This window comes from Mesorhizobium sp. WSM3862 (assembly GCF_002294985.1).
In the GTDB taxonomy this organism is placed as follows: domain Bacteria; phylum Pseudomonadota; class Alphaproteobacteria; order Rhizobiales; family Rhizobiaceae; genus Mesorhizobium.
On sequence record NZ_NSGE01000004.1, the window covers coordinates 238,734 to 254,795 of the forward strand.

General features: G+C 64.1%; 14 protein-coding genes. 4 read left to right on the forward strand and 10 right to left on the reverse strand.

The genetic code is table 11. The features are described from left to right. Window positions 1-11: 11 nt before the first annotated feature. The 9 genes from CK224_RS13545 to CK224_RS13585 all read right to left on the reverse strand — a co-directional run bounded on the left by CK224_RS13545 (window position 12) and on the right by CK224_RS13585 (window position 10,561). The gene (locus CK224_RS13545; RefSeq protein ID WP_095782121.1) at window positions 12-773 is read right to left on the reverse strand and encodes a nucleotidyltransferase family protein; all 762 of its coding nucleotides are present in this window, start codon (window positions 771-773) and stop codon (window positions 12-14) included. Beyond that, on the reverse strand, window positions 770-2,272 hold the full coding sequence (tsaE, locus tag CK224_RS13550) for a tRNA (adenosine(37)-N6)-threonylcarbamoyltransferase complex ATPase subunit type 1 TsaE (protein ID WP_245425926.1): 1,503 nt from the start codon (window positions 2,270-2,272) through the stop codon (window positions 770-772). Before tsaE ends, CK224_RS13545 begins: the two co-directional genes overlap by 4 nt. Before the next feature lie 15 nt (window positions 2,273-2,287). After that, window positions 2,288-4,843, reverse strand: a complete 2,556-nt coding sequence (locus tag CK224_RS13555) for a PAS domain-containing sensor histidine kinase (RefSeq protein ID WP_095782123.1) — start codon at window positions 4,841-4,843, stop codon at window positions 2,288-2,290. A gap of 188 nt (window positions 4,844-5,031) precedes the next feature. After that, on the reverse strand, window positions 5,032-6,432 hold the full coding sequence (ahcY, locus tag CK224_RS13560) for an adenosylhomocysteinase (RefSeq protein WP_095782124.1): 1,401 nt from the start codon (window positions 6,430-6,432) through the stop codon (window positions 5,032-5,034). Between the two features lie 171 nt (window positions 6,433-6,603). Then, the gene (locus CK224_RS13565) at window positions 6,604-6,900 is read right to left on the reverse strand and encodes an HPr family phosphocarrier protein (RefSeq protein ID WP_067002923.1); all 297 of its coding nucleotides are present in this window, start codon (window positions 6,898-6,900) and stop codon (window positions 6,604-6,606) included. After that, the gene (locus CK224_RS13570) at window positions 6,897-7,298 is read right to left on the reverse strand and encodes a PTS sugar transporter subunit IIA (RefSeq protein WP_067002921.1); all 402 of its coding nucleotides are present in this window, start codon (window positions 7,296-7,298) and stop codon (window positions 6,897-6,899) included. Before CK224_RS13570 ends, CK224_RS13565 begins: the two co-directional genes overlap by 4 nt. Window positions 7,299-7,462: 164 nt before the next feature. Beyond that, on the reverse strand, window positions 7,463-7,924 hold the full coding sequence (locus CK224_RS13575; RefSeq protein ID WP_095782125.1) for a serine kinase: 462 nt from the start codon (window positions 7,922-7,924) through the stop codon (window positions 7,463-7,465). A gap of 34 nt (window positions 7,925-7,958) precedes the next feature. After that, window positions 7,959-9,743: a sensor histidine kinase gene (locus tag CK224_RS13580; RefSeq protein ID WP_095782126.1), complete on the reverse strand. Its 1,785-nt coding sequence runs from the start codon at window positions 9,741-9,743 to the stop codon at window positions 7,959-7,961. A 116-nt stretch (window positions 9,744-9,859) separates the two neighbouring features. After that, complete coding sequence (locus CK224_RS13585; protein ID WP_006201274.1) at window positions 9,860-10,561, reverse strand: response regulator transcription factor; 702 nt, start codon at window positions 10,559-10,561, stop codon at window positions 9,860-9,862. A gap of 340 nt (window positions 10,562-10,901) precedes the next feature. On the opposite strand from CK224_RS13585, the gene CK224_RS13590 reads away from it, so the two are divergent. The 4 genes from CK224_RS13590 (at window position 10,902) to CK224_RS13605 (ending at window position 14,921) form a co-directional block, all read left to right on the forward strand. After that, a complete protein-coding gene (locus tag CK224_RS13590) occupies window positions 10,902-12,512 on the forward strand; it encodes a phosphoenolpyruvate carboxykinase (protein ID WP_095782127.1) in 1,611 nt (536 codons plus the stop codon). A gap of 81 nt (window positions 12,513-12,593) precedes the next feature. After that, a complete protein-coding gene (gene arfB / locus CK224_RS13595) occupies window positions 12,594-13,031 on the forward strand; it encodes an alternative ribosome rescue aminoacyl-tRNA hydrolase ArfB (protein WP_095782128.1) in 438 nt (145 codons plus the stop codon). Window positions 13,032-13,117: 86 nt separating this feature from the next. Then, window positions 13,118-13,738 carry an alpha-ketoglutarate-dependent dioxygenase AlkB gene (locus tag CK224_RS13600; protein ID WP_095782369.1) on the forward strand — a complete coding sequence of 207 codons (621 nt, stop codon included), beginning with the start codon at window positions 13,118-13,120 and terminating at the stop codon, window positions 13,736-13,738. A 58-nt stretch (window positions 13,739-13,796) separates the two neighbouring features. Continuing rightward, window positions 13,797-14,921, forward strand: coding sequence for a phosphatase PAP2 family protein (locus CK224_RS13605; protein ID WP_095782129.1), 1,125 nt, complete (start codon window positions 13,797-13,799; stop codon window positions 14,919-14,921). Between the two features lie 114 nt (window positions 14,922-15,035). Here the strand turns inward: CK224_RS13605 and coaA are convergent, their stop codons facing one another. Beyond that, a complete protein-coding gene (gene coaA / locus CK224_RS13610; RefSeq protein WP_067002907.1) occupies window positions 15,036-15,995 on the reverse strand; it encodes a type I pantothenate kinase in 960 nt (319 codons plus the stop codon). Window positions 15,996-16,062: the final 67 nt, after the last annotated feature.

Below are 16,062 nucleotides of genomic sequence, written 5' to 3' on the forward strand. Positions count from 1 at the left end.
ACTCTTTGAGTCTACGCATCGTGCTTTCCAAAAATCGCACCCGATTTTTGGGCCGATGCGGTCGCGGGCGCGCCGGTGACCGCCGCTTCGGCCGCCGGAATGGCGTCCGGCGTCCCGACGGTGATCCAGCGGCCTCTCATCTTCATGCCGAACAGGCGGCCGGCGGCGATTGCCTTGTCGAAATAGGCGTTGATCGAATGCGGGCCTTCGGGCGCATCCTTGAAGATGCGCGGATCGATGATCGCGGCACCGGCATAGATCAAGCCGGCAGGGTCGCCTTTGGACCGGCGCAGCGCGCCGTCCGGCGCCACGAGGAAGTCGGTGCCGACGCAGTGTCCGATCGCTGAGTCGAGATCGGTGAGCATCAGCAGAATATCCATTCTGGCGGCGTCCCATGCAAGGGCGAGGCGCTCGAGGCTGGGCTCGCCGCTGTCGATCCAGAACGTATCGGCATTGATGATGTAGAAAGGCTCGCCCCCCAGGAACGGCAGCGCCTTGACGATGCCGCCGGCCGAGTCCAGCAGGCCCGCGCGCTCGTCGGAAATGTCGATCTTCGGCGCCCGGCGCCCGGCGACATGGGCGATGATCTGCTCCGGCAGGTAGTGAACGTTGACGACGGCGCTGGCGACGCCGGCGGCTTCCAGGCTGTCCAACCCCCAGTCGAGCAAGGTCTTGCCGGCGATCGTCACCAGCGGCTTCGGCATCGTGTCGGTGATCGGCCGCATGCGCTTGCCGAGACCGGCCGCAAGCACCATCGCGGTCTTCGGCTTCATGGCGAGCGCTCCTCGAGCAGGCCGTGGGCCATGTAAAATTCCTTCAGGCCGGCAAGCGCCGGATGCGCCAGCGCCCGCCTCAGATAGTCGCGGATGCGCGGCAGGTGCTTCAGATAGTAGGGCTTGCCGTCGCGCTTTTCGAGCCGCACGAAGATGCCGAGGATCTTCGAATTGCGCTGCGCCGCCATGATCGCATAGGCCTCGGCGAAGCCGGCTTCGTCGAAGGCGCCGGCCGAACGCCGCGCTGCGACATAGACTTCGACCGTCCGCCGCTCGATCTCGGTCGAGACGGTGACACGCGCATCCATGGCCAAAGAGGCGACGTCGTAAGCCGCCGGGCCAATCAGCGCGTCCTGCACGTCGATGATGCCGAGCCGATCGAGGCCGGAACGCTCTGCCCGCCAGATGATGTTGGGCGAATGGAAGTCGCGCAGCATCAGCGTGTATTCCTGGCCCTCGAGCCGGTCGAGCACCGCGTTCCATGCCTTGTGGTAGCCTGCCCGCAATGCATCGCTTGCCGGCTCGCCGGTGACCATCGGCACATACCAATCGACCAGAAGGTCCGCTTCGATCAGCATCGCCTCGCGGTCAAAGGGCGGAACGTCGTGGTACACGCCCGGCGCGGCCTCCATGCGGTCGGGCCAGGCCTTGCCATGCATCATGGCGAGCAGCTCCGCCGCTGCCTCATAGCGCTCGACGATCGGCTGGCCGTCGCCGCCCAAAAATCCTTCCGAGCCGAGATGTTCGAGCAGCAGAAAGCCCTGGTCGAGATCCTGCGCATGGGTAAGCGGCACGCTGACGCCGGCGGCGAGAAGTGCGCGGTCGATGGCGACGAAGGCGGTGACCGATTGTGCGGTGTGAGCGATCACGGCGTAAGGCTTGCCGTCCCGCACCGGCGGTCCGAGCACCAGGCGCGGCGAGTTCATCAGCACCCGCGGCGCCCGGCCGGGAAGCGAGGCGATCTCGTAGGAACGGGCGGACGCGTCGCCGACGAAATGACGGCGGCTCGCTTCGCCCCAGCCGGCCGAGGCCAGGAAATCACGCATCGCCAGCGAGCGCGCCGCGCGCTCGAAGGCGGCTCCCTGTCCGGAGATCCTTGCCGACCGGCCCGCGCCCTGCTCGATAAGCTCGACCTGGAGCGCATTTGCCGGCAGCTGGTCGCCGGCTCGGTCCGGCCATTCGATCAGTGCCGCGCCCTGCGCCAGCGCGTCGTCGAGGCCGAGCTCGTCGAGCTCGTCCGGCGAGGATAGGCGGTAGAGGTCGAAATGGTGCACGGGTATCCGCGTCTCGTAGCTCTGCACCAGCGTGAAGGTCGGGCTCGGCACTTCGAGGCCGGCGTCGTCGGCAAGCGCCCGGATAAGCGCGCGGGCCAGCGTCGACTTGCCGGCGCCGAGATCGCCTTTCAGCGCAATCGCGTCGCCAGCCCGCAGCGCCATGGCAAGGTCTTCGCCAAGCCTTGCGGTCGCCGCCTCGTCGGCGAGAAAACGTCTCAACACCATTTCTGCCAAAGCGCGTTACTCGGCCGCTTCGCGGATGCCGCCGGAGGGCGTCTCCGGGAAGGTGCAGATCACGGTCGTGCCCTTGTCCGCGCCGGTCTCGATGCGCACCGTTCCGCCATGCAATTCGACGAAGCTCTTGACGATCGACAGCCCCAACCCGGCGCCGCGTCGGCGGCCGCCATTGGCGCGCGGCTCGAAGCGTCGGAAGACCGATTCCAGCACGTCCGGCGGCATGCCCGGCCCGTCGTCATGCACCGAAAATTCGACGCCGTCGGCCATTTGACGGCAAGTGAGCGTGATCGTGCTCGCCGCTGGGGCATAATTCGCGGCATTGCTCAAGAGATTGTAGAGGATCTGGCGGACCCGGATCTCGTCGCCGTGGAAGCTCTTCGGCGCCGATGCAGCGTCGACCTTGAGCTTGATCTGATGCTCCTCCAGCCGATCGGCGACCAGCTCGGCGGCCGCGGCGATCGTCCTGTCGATGCTCATCTCGGAAATGTCGAGCTGCATGATGCCGGCATCGACCGTCGCAAGATCCAGTATGTCGTTGACGATGGTGAGCAGCACCGAGGACGACGAGCCGACATGCTCGACATATTCGCGCTGCTTCGGCGTCAGCGGTCCCGTCGTCGGCAGCGACAGCAGTTCGGTGAAGCCGATGATGTTGGTCAGCGGCGAGCGCAGTTCGTAGGAGACGTGCTGCACGAACTCGTTCTTCAACTGGTCTGACTTCTCCAGCGCCTCGTTCCTGTCCTTCAGCGCCCGCTCGACATTGACGGTGTCGGTGACGTCGACAAAGGTCATCATCACTTGCCCGTTGGGCAGGTGGATCACGGCATAGCTCAGCACCGTGCCGTTGACGAGTTCGGCCTGGCCGTGGCGGTCGCGGCGTTCGTCGTCGAAGCCGGTGATGGCGGCGACGAAGCCGCCCCACGGACTGTCTGCCGCGCGTTGGTCGCAAAGATCGCGGATCGCCGAGACATGCACGTTAGCCTTGATCGCGTCCGGCGCCAGCCCCCACAGCGCGATAAAGGCGGGGTTGGACAGGCGCAGCCGTCCGTCCGGGCCGAACACCGCCACGCCCTCCGCCAGATTGTCCAGCGTCTCGCCCTGCACACGCACGGCGGTCTGGTAGCGGCTTTCGAGGTCCATCTTCTCGGTCAGATTCTCGAACACCCAGGTGACGCCGCCCTTGGGCTGCGGGTTGGCCACCACGCGGATCGTCTTGCCGTCCGGCAGGTGCCACCAATGCTCCTGCGATTCGACGGCGCGATAGGCGCCGAGCAGGTTCTCCTTCCAGCGCCGCCATTCCGGCTGTTCGGCGATCTTGCCTTCGCTGCGCAGCCGGTCGAGCAGCAGCGCGTTGGAGGGGGCACTGTGCAGGAAGCCGCCGTCCAGGCCCCACAGTTTCTGGAATGCCTGGTTGAAAAAGCGCAGGTTTTCGTCGGTATCGAAGATCGCCACCGCCGTGTTGAGCTGGTCGAGCGTGTCGGCATGGCTGCGCACGGTGCGCTCATATTCGGCGCGGATCGTCTCGATCGCGCTGATGTCGCAGGCGAGCCCCGCCGAGCCGTCGGCGCTGGCAAAGTCGGTGACCGAAAACATGTGGCGATCACCCTCGATCACCGTCGACAATGTCTGCTCGAAGACGGGGCGCGACTTGTGCTGTTCGGCAATCTGCTCGCGCGCCTGTCCGCCGAGGAACTCCTTGGCCTCGCGCACGGCGGCCTCCGCGCTTCCCGCTTCGACAGCCTCGGCATAGGCGCGGTTGACCCATTTCAGCCGACCGTCGGCCGCCCGCAGCCATGTCGGCATCTTCAGCGCGTCGAGCAGGCCGAGCATGGTATCGTAGTCGGCGCTGAGCCGCTGGTTCTCGATCTTCAGCCGGGCCTGGCTGCGCAGCGTTTCGGACAGCGATATGAAGCGGACCAGGACATGCGCGGCGCTCTTGCGGCCATGCACCTCCAGCGGCATGCCCGCCTGCGTTTCGATGACGAGGTCGAAAGTCTTCGCCTGGTCGCGCAGCGCCGCTATGGCGTTCTCGAGCGCCGCGGCGGAGCGCGGCATCAGCCAGCGGCCGAAAGCGAGGAAGGCGGACCGCTCGTCCGGTGCGCCGCTTTCGAGCGGCAGGCTGCCGATCAGCTCCGGTTTCTTGATCTCCGAACTCCACACGACGACGCGCTGGTCGCGCAAATTGAGCAGCGCCTCGGAGCGCTGCAGGGCCGCGTTGACGTCGGCGATTCGCGCCCTGAGCTGGACATTTTGCGACGCCGTCCGTGCCCGCTCGCGGATCAGGAAGATGGCCGAGACAAGGGCTGCCCCCATGACGCCGGCAAACATGGCAAGTTGCATCACTTCGACCGTGCTGACCGCCGCGGCCACGCCTGTATCGGCGTGCGCCGCAACGCTAAGCAATGGGGCAGCAGACGTGGCGGCGGCAAGAAGCGTGCCGAGACGGGCGCCGGCGCGCCATGGGAGAGCTCCGCCCGCCGCGGCGGAGCCGGTCGTGATCGAATCCTCGTGGCCGCCGGAAACGGCCTTTCCCGCGCGTGGCGGGTTATCCCCCGGCATGTCTTGGTCCTCTTCGCCGCTTGAATGCAAGACCGCCCTGAATGCGTCCCCGGTCCAACTGTCCCCGGACCGCGAATCACAACAATAACGCCTGCCGGAATCGGCGTGAAGAATCACAGTTGCAAAAAATGAAGCCGGGCGGAAAGTCAACACCCGGCTTCAATATGTGGTAGATATTTTCGTTTTGGTTAATAGCGGTAGTGCTCAGGCTTGAACGGGCCCTGCGGCGTCACGCCGATATAGGCCGCCTGCTCGGAAGAGAGCTCGGTGAGGCGCGCGCCAAGCTTGTCGAGATGCAGCCGCGCCACCTTCTCGTCGAGGTGCTTGGGCAGCACATAGACCTGGTTCTGGTACTGGCCGTGCTTGGTGAAGAGCTCGATCTGAGCCAGCACCTGGTTGGTGAACGAAGCCGACATGACGAAGCTCGGATGGCCCGTGGCGTTGCCCAGGTTGAGCAGGCGGCCTTCGGAGAGAAGGATCATCCGCTTGCCGTCCGGGAAGGTGATCATGTCCACCTGCGGCTTGACGTTGGTCCATTTCAGGTTGCGCAGAGACGCCACCTGGATCTCGTTGTCGAAGTGGCCGATGTTGCCGACGATCACCATGTCCTTCATCGCCCGCATATGGTCGAGCGTGACGACGTCCTTGTTGCCGGTGGTGGTGATGACGATGTCGGCGGTGGGGGCTGCGTCTTCCAGCGTGACCACTTCGTAGCCGTCCATCGCCGCCTGCAGCGCGCAGATCGGGTCGACCTCGGTCACCTTGACGCGAGCGCCGGCGCCGCGCAGCGAGGCCGACGAGCCTTTGCCGACGTCGCCATAGCCGCACACCACGGCGACCTTGCCGGCCATCATCGTGTCGGTGCCGCGGCGGATGCCGTCGACCAGCGATTCCTTGCAGCCGTATTTATTGTCGAACTTCGACTTGGTGACGGAGTCGTTGACGTTGATCGCCGGGAAGGGCAGCAGGCCTTTCTTCTGCAGCTGGTAGAGGCGGTTGACGCCGGTGGTCGTCTCCTCGGTGACGCCGCGGATCGCTTCCTTCTGCTTGGCGAAGAAGCCCGGCGAAGCCTTCATGCGCTTCTTGATCTGGGCGAACAGGATCTCTTCCTCTTCGCTGCCGGGACTGGACAGCACGTCCTCACCCGCCTCGGCGCGCGCGCCGAGCAGGATGTACATGGTGGCGTCGCCGCCGTCGTCGAGGATCATGTTGGACGTGCCGCCGTCGGCCCACTGGAAGATCCGGTCGGTGTAATCCCAGTAGTCCTGCAGCGACTCGCCCTTGATGGCGAAGACCGGAATGCCGGCCTCGGCGATCGCCGCGGCGGCGTGATCCTGGGTGGAGAAGATGTTGCAGGAGGCCCAGCGTATATCGGCGCCCAGCGCTTTCAGCGTCTCGATCAGCACCGCGGTCTGGATCGTCATATGCAGCGAGCCGGTGATGCGCGCGCCCTTGAGCGGCTTCTTGTCGCCGAATTCCTCGCGGCAGGCCATCAGGCCCGGCATCTCGGTTTCGGCGATCTCGATCTCCTTGCGGCCCCAGCCGGCAAGCGAAATGTCGGCGACCACATAGTCCTTGCTACCCGTCATGGCAGTGCTCCGGTGTGATTGTCTTCAAAAGCGCGCCGGGGCCGGGACGGCGCATGGAGGGCGCGGATTGCCGGCCTGAGTAGCAGATCGGCTGCCAAACGACAATGGGATATAAAGAAATCTTTATTCGTGCATGTCTTTCGAGACGATGCGAGCAGCGAGCGGCAACCGTCAGATTTCCTCGCCGAAGCGCGAGGCGACCAATTGCTCCAGCGCGTCCATGGCCGGACCGGCTTGCGGACCGCTGGCGGTGACGCGGATCGAATAGCCGGGGCTTGCCGCCAGCATCATCAGGCCCATGATCGAGGTGCCGCCGACCTTCACGCCGTCCTTCTCGACATGGATGGTTGCGTCGAAGCCGCTGGCGACCTGGACGAACTTGGCCGAGGCGCGGGCATGCAAGCCGCGCTGGTTGACGATCGGAAACTCTCGCACAACCTCGTCTCTTTCCGGCGCATGGGCGTTCATTTGCTGCTCAGAAGCTGGCTGGCGACGTTGATGTATTTGCGCCCCGCGGCCTGCGCCTCGTCGAGCGCGGCCGCCATGTTGTCGCCCTTGCGGACCGAGGAGAGCTTGATCAGCATCGGCAGGTTCATGCCGGCGATGACCTCGGTGCGGCCCGATTCCATCACCGAGATGGCGAGATTGGAAGGCGTGCCGCCGAACATGTCGGTGAGCACGATGACGCCGGCCCCGGTGTCGACGCGTGCCACCGCGTCGACGATGTCGGCCCGGCGCTTCTCCATGTCGTCGTCGGCGCCGATCGCGACCGTTTCGAAATTGTCCTGTGGCCCCACCACGTGTTCGACGGCATGCCGGAACTCGGTGGCGAGTTGACCGTGCGTCACGAGCACGAGTCCGATCATTCTTTGGTGGCTCCCGTCATCGCCGCTTCACTGGCGTATTTTATGTTCGCCAACCATTCCAGGCGGCGGGAGCGCTATCTTGTCGACGCACGGCCGGTTGACAAGCCCAAAATTGCGACGGCCCGGTCCATTTTGACGCATTGCAGCAAAAAATCCGGACCGGATCATGAAAAAGGCGCTATCGACAGCCGCGCCATCACGGCCGGCACGCCTGTGACAACATTGCGCTCGGCAAGATCGATGCGCGGCACCGGGCAGCCCGCGACCGGCTCGCTGATTTCTTCCTGGAAGCGGGCCATTTCCTCTTTCGGCACCAGCCGGACGTGCAGGTCGATCACGCCGCCCGGCTCGAACGGCAGCGGGCTCGGAATGAAGCCGGGCACTTCGGCGAGACCGGCGATGGTGGCCGGCGCCCGGCAGACCAGCCGCCCGTGACGCGGGGCGGCAAGCAGCCTGTCATCGCCGATCAGTCGCGAAAACAGCCCGCGCATCCGGCAATGGTCGATGAGCGTCAGCGCCAGCGTCGTCTTACCGGCGCCGGACGGCCCGGTGATGAGGACGCCGCGATCGCCGATCAGGATCGCCGTTGCGTGGATATTTTCGGGCTTCACGGCAGGATCGGACATGATCGTTTCTTCGAATCGTGTCTGGGAACGGAGATCAGCCTTCGGCCGGCAGGGTCACCACGAAGCGCGCGCCCTTGATCTCGCCCGGCTTGGTGCCGGGGATGTTTTCCGCCGTCAGCGTGCCGCCATGCGCTTCGACGATCTGCCGGCTGATCGACAGGCCGAGGCCGGAGTTCTGGCCGAAGGCCTCGCCGGCGGGCCGGTCGGTATAGAAGCGCTCGAAGATGCGGTCGATCTTTTCGGCTCTGATGCCCGGACCGTTGTCGTCGATGGTGACGATGTTGAACTTGCCGGCGCGCGCCAGCGAGATGGTGATGTGGCCGTGTTCCTCGGGAACGAAGGAACGCGCGTTCTCGATCAGGTTGGTGATGACCTGGCCTATCCTCAGATCATGGCCGACAACGACGTAGCCTTTGACGCCCTGCGGCAGCTTGGCGACCTTGAGCTCGATCTCGACCGACTTCTTGTTGCGCGTCGTCTCGCGCGAGACCGCGACAAGATCGGTGATGAACTTCTTCAGATCGACCGTCGAGGCATCCTCGCGCGCCAATTCGGCGTCGAGCCGCGACGCATCGGAAATGTCGGTGATCAGTCGGTCGAGCCGCTTCACGTCGTGCTGGATGATTTCCATCAGGCGCGCGCGTGAGGTGTCGTTCTTGGCCAGCGGCAGCGTTTCGACCGCGCTGCGCAGCGAGGTCAGCGGATTCTTGAGCTCGTGCGAGACATCGGCCGCGAAGCTTTCGATCGCCTCGATGCGCGCATAGAGCGCGTTTGTCATGTCGCGCACCGCGATCGACAGATTGCCGATCTCGTCCTGACGGTCGGAGAAGTCAGGGATCTCCTCGCGGTTCTTGACGCCGCGCCGCACCCGTACGGCGGCAGCCGACAGCCGCCGCAGCGGATTGGCGATGGTGGAGGCCAGCAGCAGCGAGAGGATGGCCGTGACAAGCGCCGCGATGCCGAACACGCGCAGGATCGCCTTGCGTTCGGCCGCGACGATCTTGTCGATATCGCCGCCTTCGGTGGACAGCATCAAGACCCCGAGCACGGCGCGGAATCGCTGGATCGGCACCGCCACCGAGACGATCTGCTCGCCCTGCTCGCTTACCCGAACGATGGTCGAGGGACTGCCGGTCAGCGCCTTGACCACTTCGGGGAAGGCCGCGCCATTGCCGCCGGGCTGTTCGTGATAGACGGGCAGGTCCTTGTTGCGGAAGAAGTCGAAGACGAATTTCTCGACGCGTTCCAACAGGCCGGGCTGCTCGTCGTCGACAGGCGGCAGGTCGTAGCGCAGGATCTGGCCGCGCGAATAGAGATGCCGCGAATCGAGCAGCAGGTTCGCGTCGCGGTCGTAGATGCGGGCGCGCGTGCGGGTCGGCGAGATCAGCCGCCGCAGCACCGGCGCCACGCGCTCGGGATTGATCGGGAAATCGAGATTGTCGAGCTGGTCGGAGCCTGGCCCCAGGCTTTCGCCGGCCTGCAGCTCGAGCAGCTTTTCCGGATCGATGCTGATCGAGTCGGTCTCGACCGTCGCCGAGGCCGCGATGGCGCCGGCGATGATCTCGCCTTGCGTCATCAGGCTTTCGACGCGGGCGTCGATCAGCCCGTCGCGGAAGGTGTTGAGATAGAGGATGCCCGTGACCAGCACGGCGAGGCCGGCCAGGTTGAGAAACAGGATGCGCCGCGTCAGGCTGGAGAAGATGTGGTGGCCGAGGAAGCGGCGCATCGGCACCGTGATCTTCGACAGGAATGCAGGCACGATACGGGACGGGCGCTTCGCCGCGCCCGCCCGCCTGCCTCGCTCTACGTCCACTGCCATCAACTAGCAGTCCCTGTCCGGTGAATGGTGCATGGTGAATGGAAAAATGGGGCGCTTAGATAGAGCCCAGTGGGCCGTTCGCACCATCCACCATTCACCATTGCCTATTCACTATATCAAGCCTCCCGAAACCGGTAGCCGACTCCGTAAAGGGTTTCGATCATCTCGAAGTCGTCATCGACGGCCTTGAACTTCTTGCGCAGCCGCTTGATGTGGCTGTCGATGGTGCGGTCGTCGACATAGACCTGCTCATCATAGGCCGAGTCCATCAGCGCATCACGGCTCTTTACCACGCCGGGGCGCTGCGCCAGCGAATGCAGGATCAGGAACTCGGTTACCGTCAGCGTCACCGGCTCGCCCTTCCAGGTGCAGGTGTGCCGCTCCTGGTCCATCACCAGTTGGCCGCGCTCGAGCGAGCGCGCCTGCTGGCTGGGCGCCTTGGCCGCCGCCTCGCGGGCGCTGGTGCGGCGCAGCACCGCGCGCACCCGCTCGACAAGCAAGCGCTGCGAGAACGGTTTGCGGATGAAATCGTCGGCCCCCATCTTGAGGCCGAACAGTTCGTCGATCTCGTCGTCCTTCGAGGTCAGGAAGATCACCGGCAAGTCGGATTTTTGCCGCATCCGGCGCAACAGCTCCATGCCGTCCATGCGCGGCATCTTGATGTCGAGGATGGCGAGGTTGGGCGGCCGCGCCGCCAGGCCTTCGAGCGCCGACGCGCCGTCGGTGTAGGTTTCGACGCGGTAGCCCTCGGATTCGAGCGCGATCGACACCGAAGTCAAAATATTTCGGTCGTCGTCGACAAGCGCGATTGTTGCCATTTCAAGCGGCTCCCTCATGAGCTGTCCCTTCTGTCGTCGAGAAAGGGCTTTTGCAGGACAAATTGGGTACAAAATGTGGCACGGGCCTTGTCCGAAGTCACGGGCGGCCTGCCGCTACACACGATCGCACCCATAACCGGATTGGACGAACGAAGCCTGCCAATCCTTTGGGCAACCTCTGTGATTTTTTGCACATATAAACGATTTAAACAACTTTCAAAATTTTTAAATCGATTAATGATTTGATATCATTCGCCTTTTCTGGTTCTGACCCTACCTAGTCCCTTGCGCGTTCCGGCAATGACCGGTCAGCGCGGCCAAAATCCGGAGAGGAAATTTGATGTCGGAAGCCGGCAAACGCAACCCCGACTGCGCCATTGACGCGATCGGCCTGAGGACCACGGGCACGGTGCGATATAATTTCGGCGCTGCCGAGCTCTATGAGGAAGCGATCCGCCGCGGCGAGGCGAAATTGACGGCGCAGGGCGCGCTGGTTGCCGAGACCGGCCAGCACACCGGACGCTCGCCGAAGGACAAATTCGTCGTGCGTGACGACAGCACCGCCCCGCATGTCTGGTGGGAAAACAACAAGGCGATCTCGCCGGCGCAGTTCGAGACGCTCCTCGCCGATTTCCGCGCCCATGCTGCGGCCAAGGATCTCTATGTGCAGGATCTCGTCGGCGGCGCCGACGCCGAGTTCCAGCTGCCGGTTCGCGTCGTGACGGAATTCGCCTGGCACTCGCTGTTCATCCGCAATCTCCTGATCCGCCCGCAAGCCGCCGAGCTCGACCGCTTCGTGCCGCAGATGACGATCATCGACCTGCCGTCCTTCCGCGCCGACCCGGCCCGCCACGGCACCCGCGCGGCGACGGTTATCGCGGTCGACCTCACCCGCAAGATCGTGCTGATCGGCGGCACGTCCTATGCAGGCGAGATGAAGAAATCGGTATTCACCGTGCTGAACTACCTGCTGCCGCAAAAAGGCGTCATGCCGATGCATTGCTCGGCCAACGAAGGACCCGCCGGCGACGCGGCCGTCTTCTTCGGCCTTTCCGGCACAGGCAAGACGACACTGTCGGCCGATCCATCGCGCACGCTGATCGGCGACGACGAGCACGGCTGGGGGCCGCACGGCATCTTCAACTTCGAAGGCGGCTGCTACGCCAAGACGATCAGGCTGTCGGCCGAGGCGGAGCCCGAGATATTCGCCACCACGCAGCGCTTCGGGACGGTGCTGGAGAATGTGATTCTCGACGCCGCCCGCGTGCCGGACTTCGACGACGGCAGCCTCACCGAGAACACGCGCTGCGCCTATCCGCTGGACTACATTCCCAATGCCTCGAGGACCGGCCGCGCCGGCCATCCGAAGAACGTCATCATGCTGACGGCCGACGCCTTCGGCGTCATGCCGCCGATCGCCCGGCTGACGCCGGCGCAAGCGATGTATCACTTCCTTTCAGGCTATACCGCCAAGGTCGCCGGAACCGAAAAGGGCATAACTGAGCCCGAGGCGACCTTCTCGACCTGCTTCGGCGCGCCCTTCATGCCGCGCCATCCGTCAGAATACGGCAATCTGCTGCGCGAGCTGATCGCCGGCCATGGCGTTGATTGCTGGCTGGTCAACACCGGCTGGACCGGCGGCGCCTTTGGTACCGGCCGTCGCATGCCGATCAAAGTGACGCGCGCCCTGCTCGGCGCGGCGCTCGACGGCTCGCTCAATGCCGCCGAATTCCGCACCGATGCCAATTTCGGCTTCGAGGTCCCGGTGGCGGTGCCGGGCGTCGACGGCGCCATTCTCGATCCGCGCTCGACCTGGGCCGACAAGGCGGCCTATGACCGGCAGGCCTCCAGGCTGGTCAGCATGTTCGCCGCCAACTTCGAGAAATTCGAAACACATGTCGACGCGGCCATCCGCGGCGCCGCGCCGCGCCTGCAGGAGGCGGCGGAATAGCTGCCGCTCCAACATCTTCCTCCAGGGCCCGGCTTTGGCCGGGCCTTTTCTTTTTCCCGCCGCCGCGCCATGACTGTGCGCATGAATGCCGACGACAGCATCATCATCGCCAGTGACGCGGTCATCCATCCGGACGACCTGCACGAGGATTTCATCCGCTCTTCCGGCCCGGGCGGCCAGAACGTCAACAAGGTGGCGACCGCCGTCCAGCTGCGCTTCGACGCCGCCAATGCGCCGGGCCTGTCGGAGCGGGTGCGGGAGCGCGCCATCAAGCTCGCCGGCCAGCGCGCAACCAAGGATGGCGTCATCGTCATCGAGGCCGGGCGCTTCCGCACTCAGGAACAGAATCGCGCCGACGCGCGAGCCAGGTTGACGGCACTGGTCGCCAAGGCGGCCGAGCCGCCGCCGCCGCCGCGCAAGAAGACGAAGCCTTCGAAGGGCGCCGTCGAGCGGCGCCTCAAGACCAAGGCCGGGCGCTCGACGGTGAAGAAGCTGCGCGGCCGAGTGGAAAGTGACTAGGGGCCGACATCCGACGACGGCCGCTTTCGGGTCGCGAAGCCGTTCTGCCGGTGGCATGCTCGGACGAACTGATCGGATCGAATCCCATGCTCGTTCTGCCCAAGGGCATTCGCCATATGCCGGGCTATCTGTCGCGCACGGAGCAGGAAGCGCTGGTTGAGGAGATCAGGCGCATCGTGCAGGCGGCGCCGCTTTATGTGCCGGCCATGCCGCGCACCGGCAAGGAAATGAGCGTGCGCATGACCAATTGCGGGACGCTCGGTTGGGTGACCGACCGCGAGCGCGGCTATCGCTACCAGCCGATGCACCCGGTGACAGGCGAGCCCTGGCCGCCGATCCCCGAAGCCCTGATAAAAGTGTGGCGCGAGGTGTCGGCCTATCCGCACGCGCCTGAAGCCTGCCTCGTCAATTTCTATTCGAGCGAGGCCAAGATGGGCCTGCACCAGGACCGCGACGAGCAGGATTTCGCAGCACCCGTCGTTTCGGTGTCGCTCGGCGACGACTGCCTATTTCGGGTCGGTCACACCACGCGCGAAGGCGGCACCAAGTCGTTCAGGCTGAAGAGCGGCGATGTCGTCGTGCTTGGCGGGGAGGGACGCCTCTGTTTCCACGGCGTTGACCGCATCTACCCAGCGACCTCGGCGCTGTTGAGGAGTGGCGGCCGTATCAATCTGACGCTGCGGCGGGTAACGGTGCCCGCAAGCTAACGAAATCTAGAAGTTTTCCTCATAAAGACGGGCAGCTATTGCAGCTTGGGGCTCGGCAATGTCGCAAAGCTATTCGGTCCTCCGCGGCCTGTGGGCAATCGTCACGGAGGCAGCCCAACTCGTTCGCAGGGATTCGGGCCTCTATCTGGCCATCGTCATTTATGTTTTGGCCGGGCTGATCTTTCTGAACGCGATTGGCGCCGCCGACCGCCTCGCGTTCTCGATATATTTCGGGTCCTGGATTTCTCTCAATGGCTTCGCACTGCCCACAATAGCAATCCTTGCCGACGCAATTCTCATTATACATCGCTTCAATTCCCGGCGACGTTTGGCTGCGAAAAGAGTGTTTTCGACCGGGCGGTTGGCATACTCGCTATCGGGATTGTGCCTTCTGATGGCGCTCATGATCTTTCAGGGCAATTTCACGTCCGTGAAGAACGGAATGTCGGCCTGGCAAGGCGGTTTTCAATTCGATGTCCTGCACGCGGACATCGACGCTTTCCTCCATTTGGGCGCCGATCCGTGGCGCTGGCTCTACTCCGTGGCCGAAAGTGATCTGGTGCGCGCCATAATAGAATGGAACTACAACGTCTTCTGGTTTCTGCTGAATTTCGTCGGCTTGTTCTTCGTCGCGACATCGCCCATGGTGGCATCGGTCCGAACGCGCTATCTCGCCTGCTTTATGGCAGTCTGGATCCTGGTCGGGAACATCCTGGCGGCGCTGTTCCTCTCGGCGGGTCCGGCATTTTACGGCGCGGTCACGGGAGACACGGCGCGATTTGGTGAACAGCTTGCATTCCTGGCCCGCGGGGCTGGGTCAAGCAACTCCGCGGCCGCCTACCAGCAGTATCTATGGTCGCTGTATGAGGCCAAGCAGACCGGTTTTGCCACGGGTATCTCGGCGTTTCCCAGCGTTCACGTCGGCCTTGCGATGCTCAATGCATTGTTCGTGCGCGAATACAGCCGCCTCCTCGGCGCCTTCGCTCTGCTCTACGTGGCCTTTGTTGCTGTCAGCTCGGTCTATCTGGCATGGCACTATGCAATAGACAGCTATGTCGCCGTCATCGTCGTGTCTGTGATTTACATCGTCGCTCGCAAGCTGATCCCCGCCGACCGTTGCCTCGTGCCGAACATGCCGATCGGAGCCGTCAACCGTCCCGTGGCGGCCGCTACGGTCTGCTGAGACCCGGCTCCTTATCGAAGCTGCCCCCGACTAAGAACAAAGACTAATTTGAAAGCGCGTAGCCTGAATCGGCGCCAGGACCATGCGCCCTAGGCGCCGGTCCCCCGGATTCGATCAGAGTTTCCGCAATGCCACCTCTTCGACCAGGTGGTTGGCGCCCTTGCGCAGGATGAGGTCGGCGCGCGCCCTGGTCGGCAGGATGTTCTCGCGCAAATTCTTCAGGTTGATGTTGCTCCACAGGCCCTCGGCGATGGCGCGGGCGGCATCCTCCGACAGCTGCGAATAGCGGTGGAAGAAGGAGTCCGGGTTGCGGAAGGCAGTCTCGCGCAGTCGCATGAAGCGCTGGGTGTACCACTGGTGGATCAGCTTCTCGTCGGCATCGATATAGATGGCGAAGTCGAAGAAATCCGACAGGAACGGCACGATCTTGCCGTCCTTCGGCAGCTTGCCCGGCTGCAAAACATTGATGCCTTCGAAGATCAAAATGTCCGGCCTGTCGATGGTGACGAACTCGCCCGGAATGACGTCGTAGGTCAGGTGCGAGTAGACCGGGGCCCGGACGTCGCGCTGCGCCGACTTGATGCCGGACAGGAAGCGGAGCAGGGCGCCGACGTCGTAGCTTTCTGGAAAGCCCTTGCGCTCCATCAGATTGTTGCGGCGCAGGATCTCGTTCGGCAAGAGGAAGCCGTCGGTGGTGATGAGATCGACCTTCGGGCTCGACGGCCAGCGCGCCAGCAGTTCCTTGAGCACGCGGGCGGTGGTCGATTTGCCGACCGCGACCGAGCCGGCGATGCCGATGATGAACGGCGTCTTGACGACGTCCTGCGCGTTGAAGAAGGCCTGGCGCTGCCTGAAAAGCAGCTGGCTCGCCTCGACATGCGCCGAAAGCAGACGGGAAAGCGAGAGGTAGATGCGCTTGACCTCTTCGAGGTCGACCGGGTCGTTGAGCGAACGCAGCCGGTCGATCTCGTCCTCGGTCAGCGTGAGCGGCGTGTCGGCGCGGAACTGTGACCATTGCTCGGCCGAGAAGAAACGAAAGGGGGAGTATTTCTCGGTCGGAGCAAGCTGGTCCATCGAGTCTCCTGCCCTCCTAGAGCATGATGCCGAAAAGTGTGGAGCGGTTTTCGGACGACATCATGCT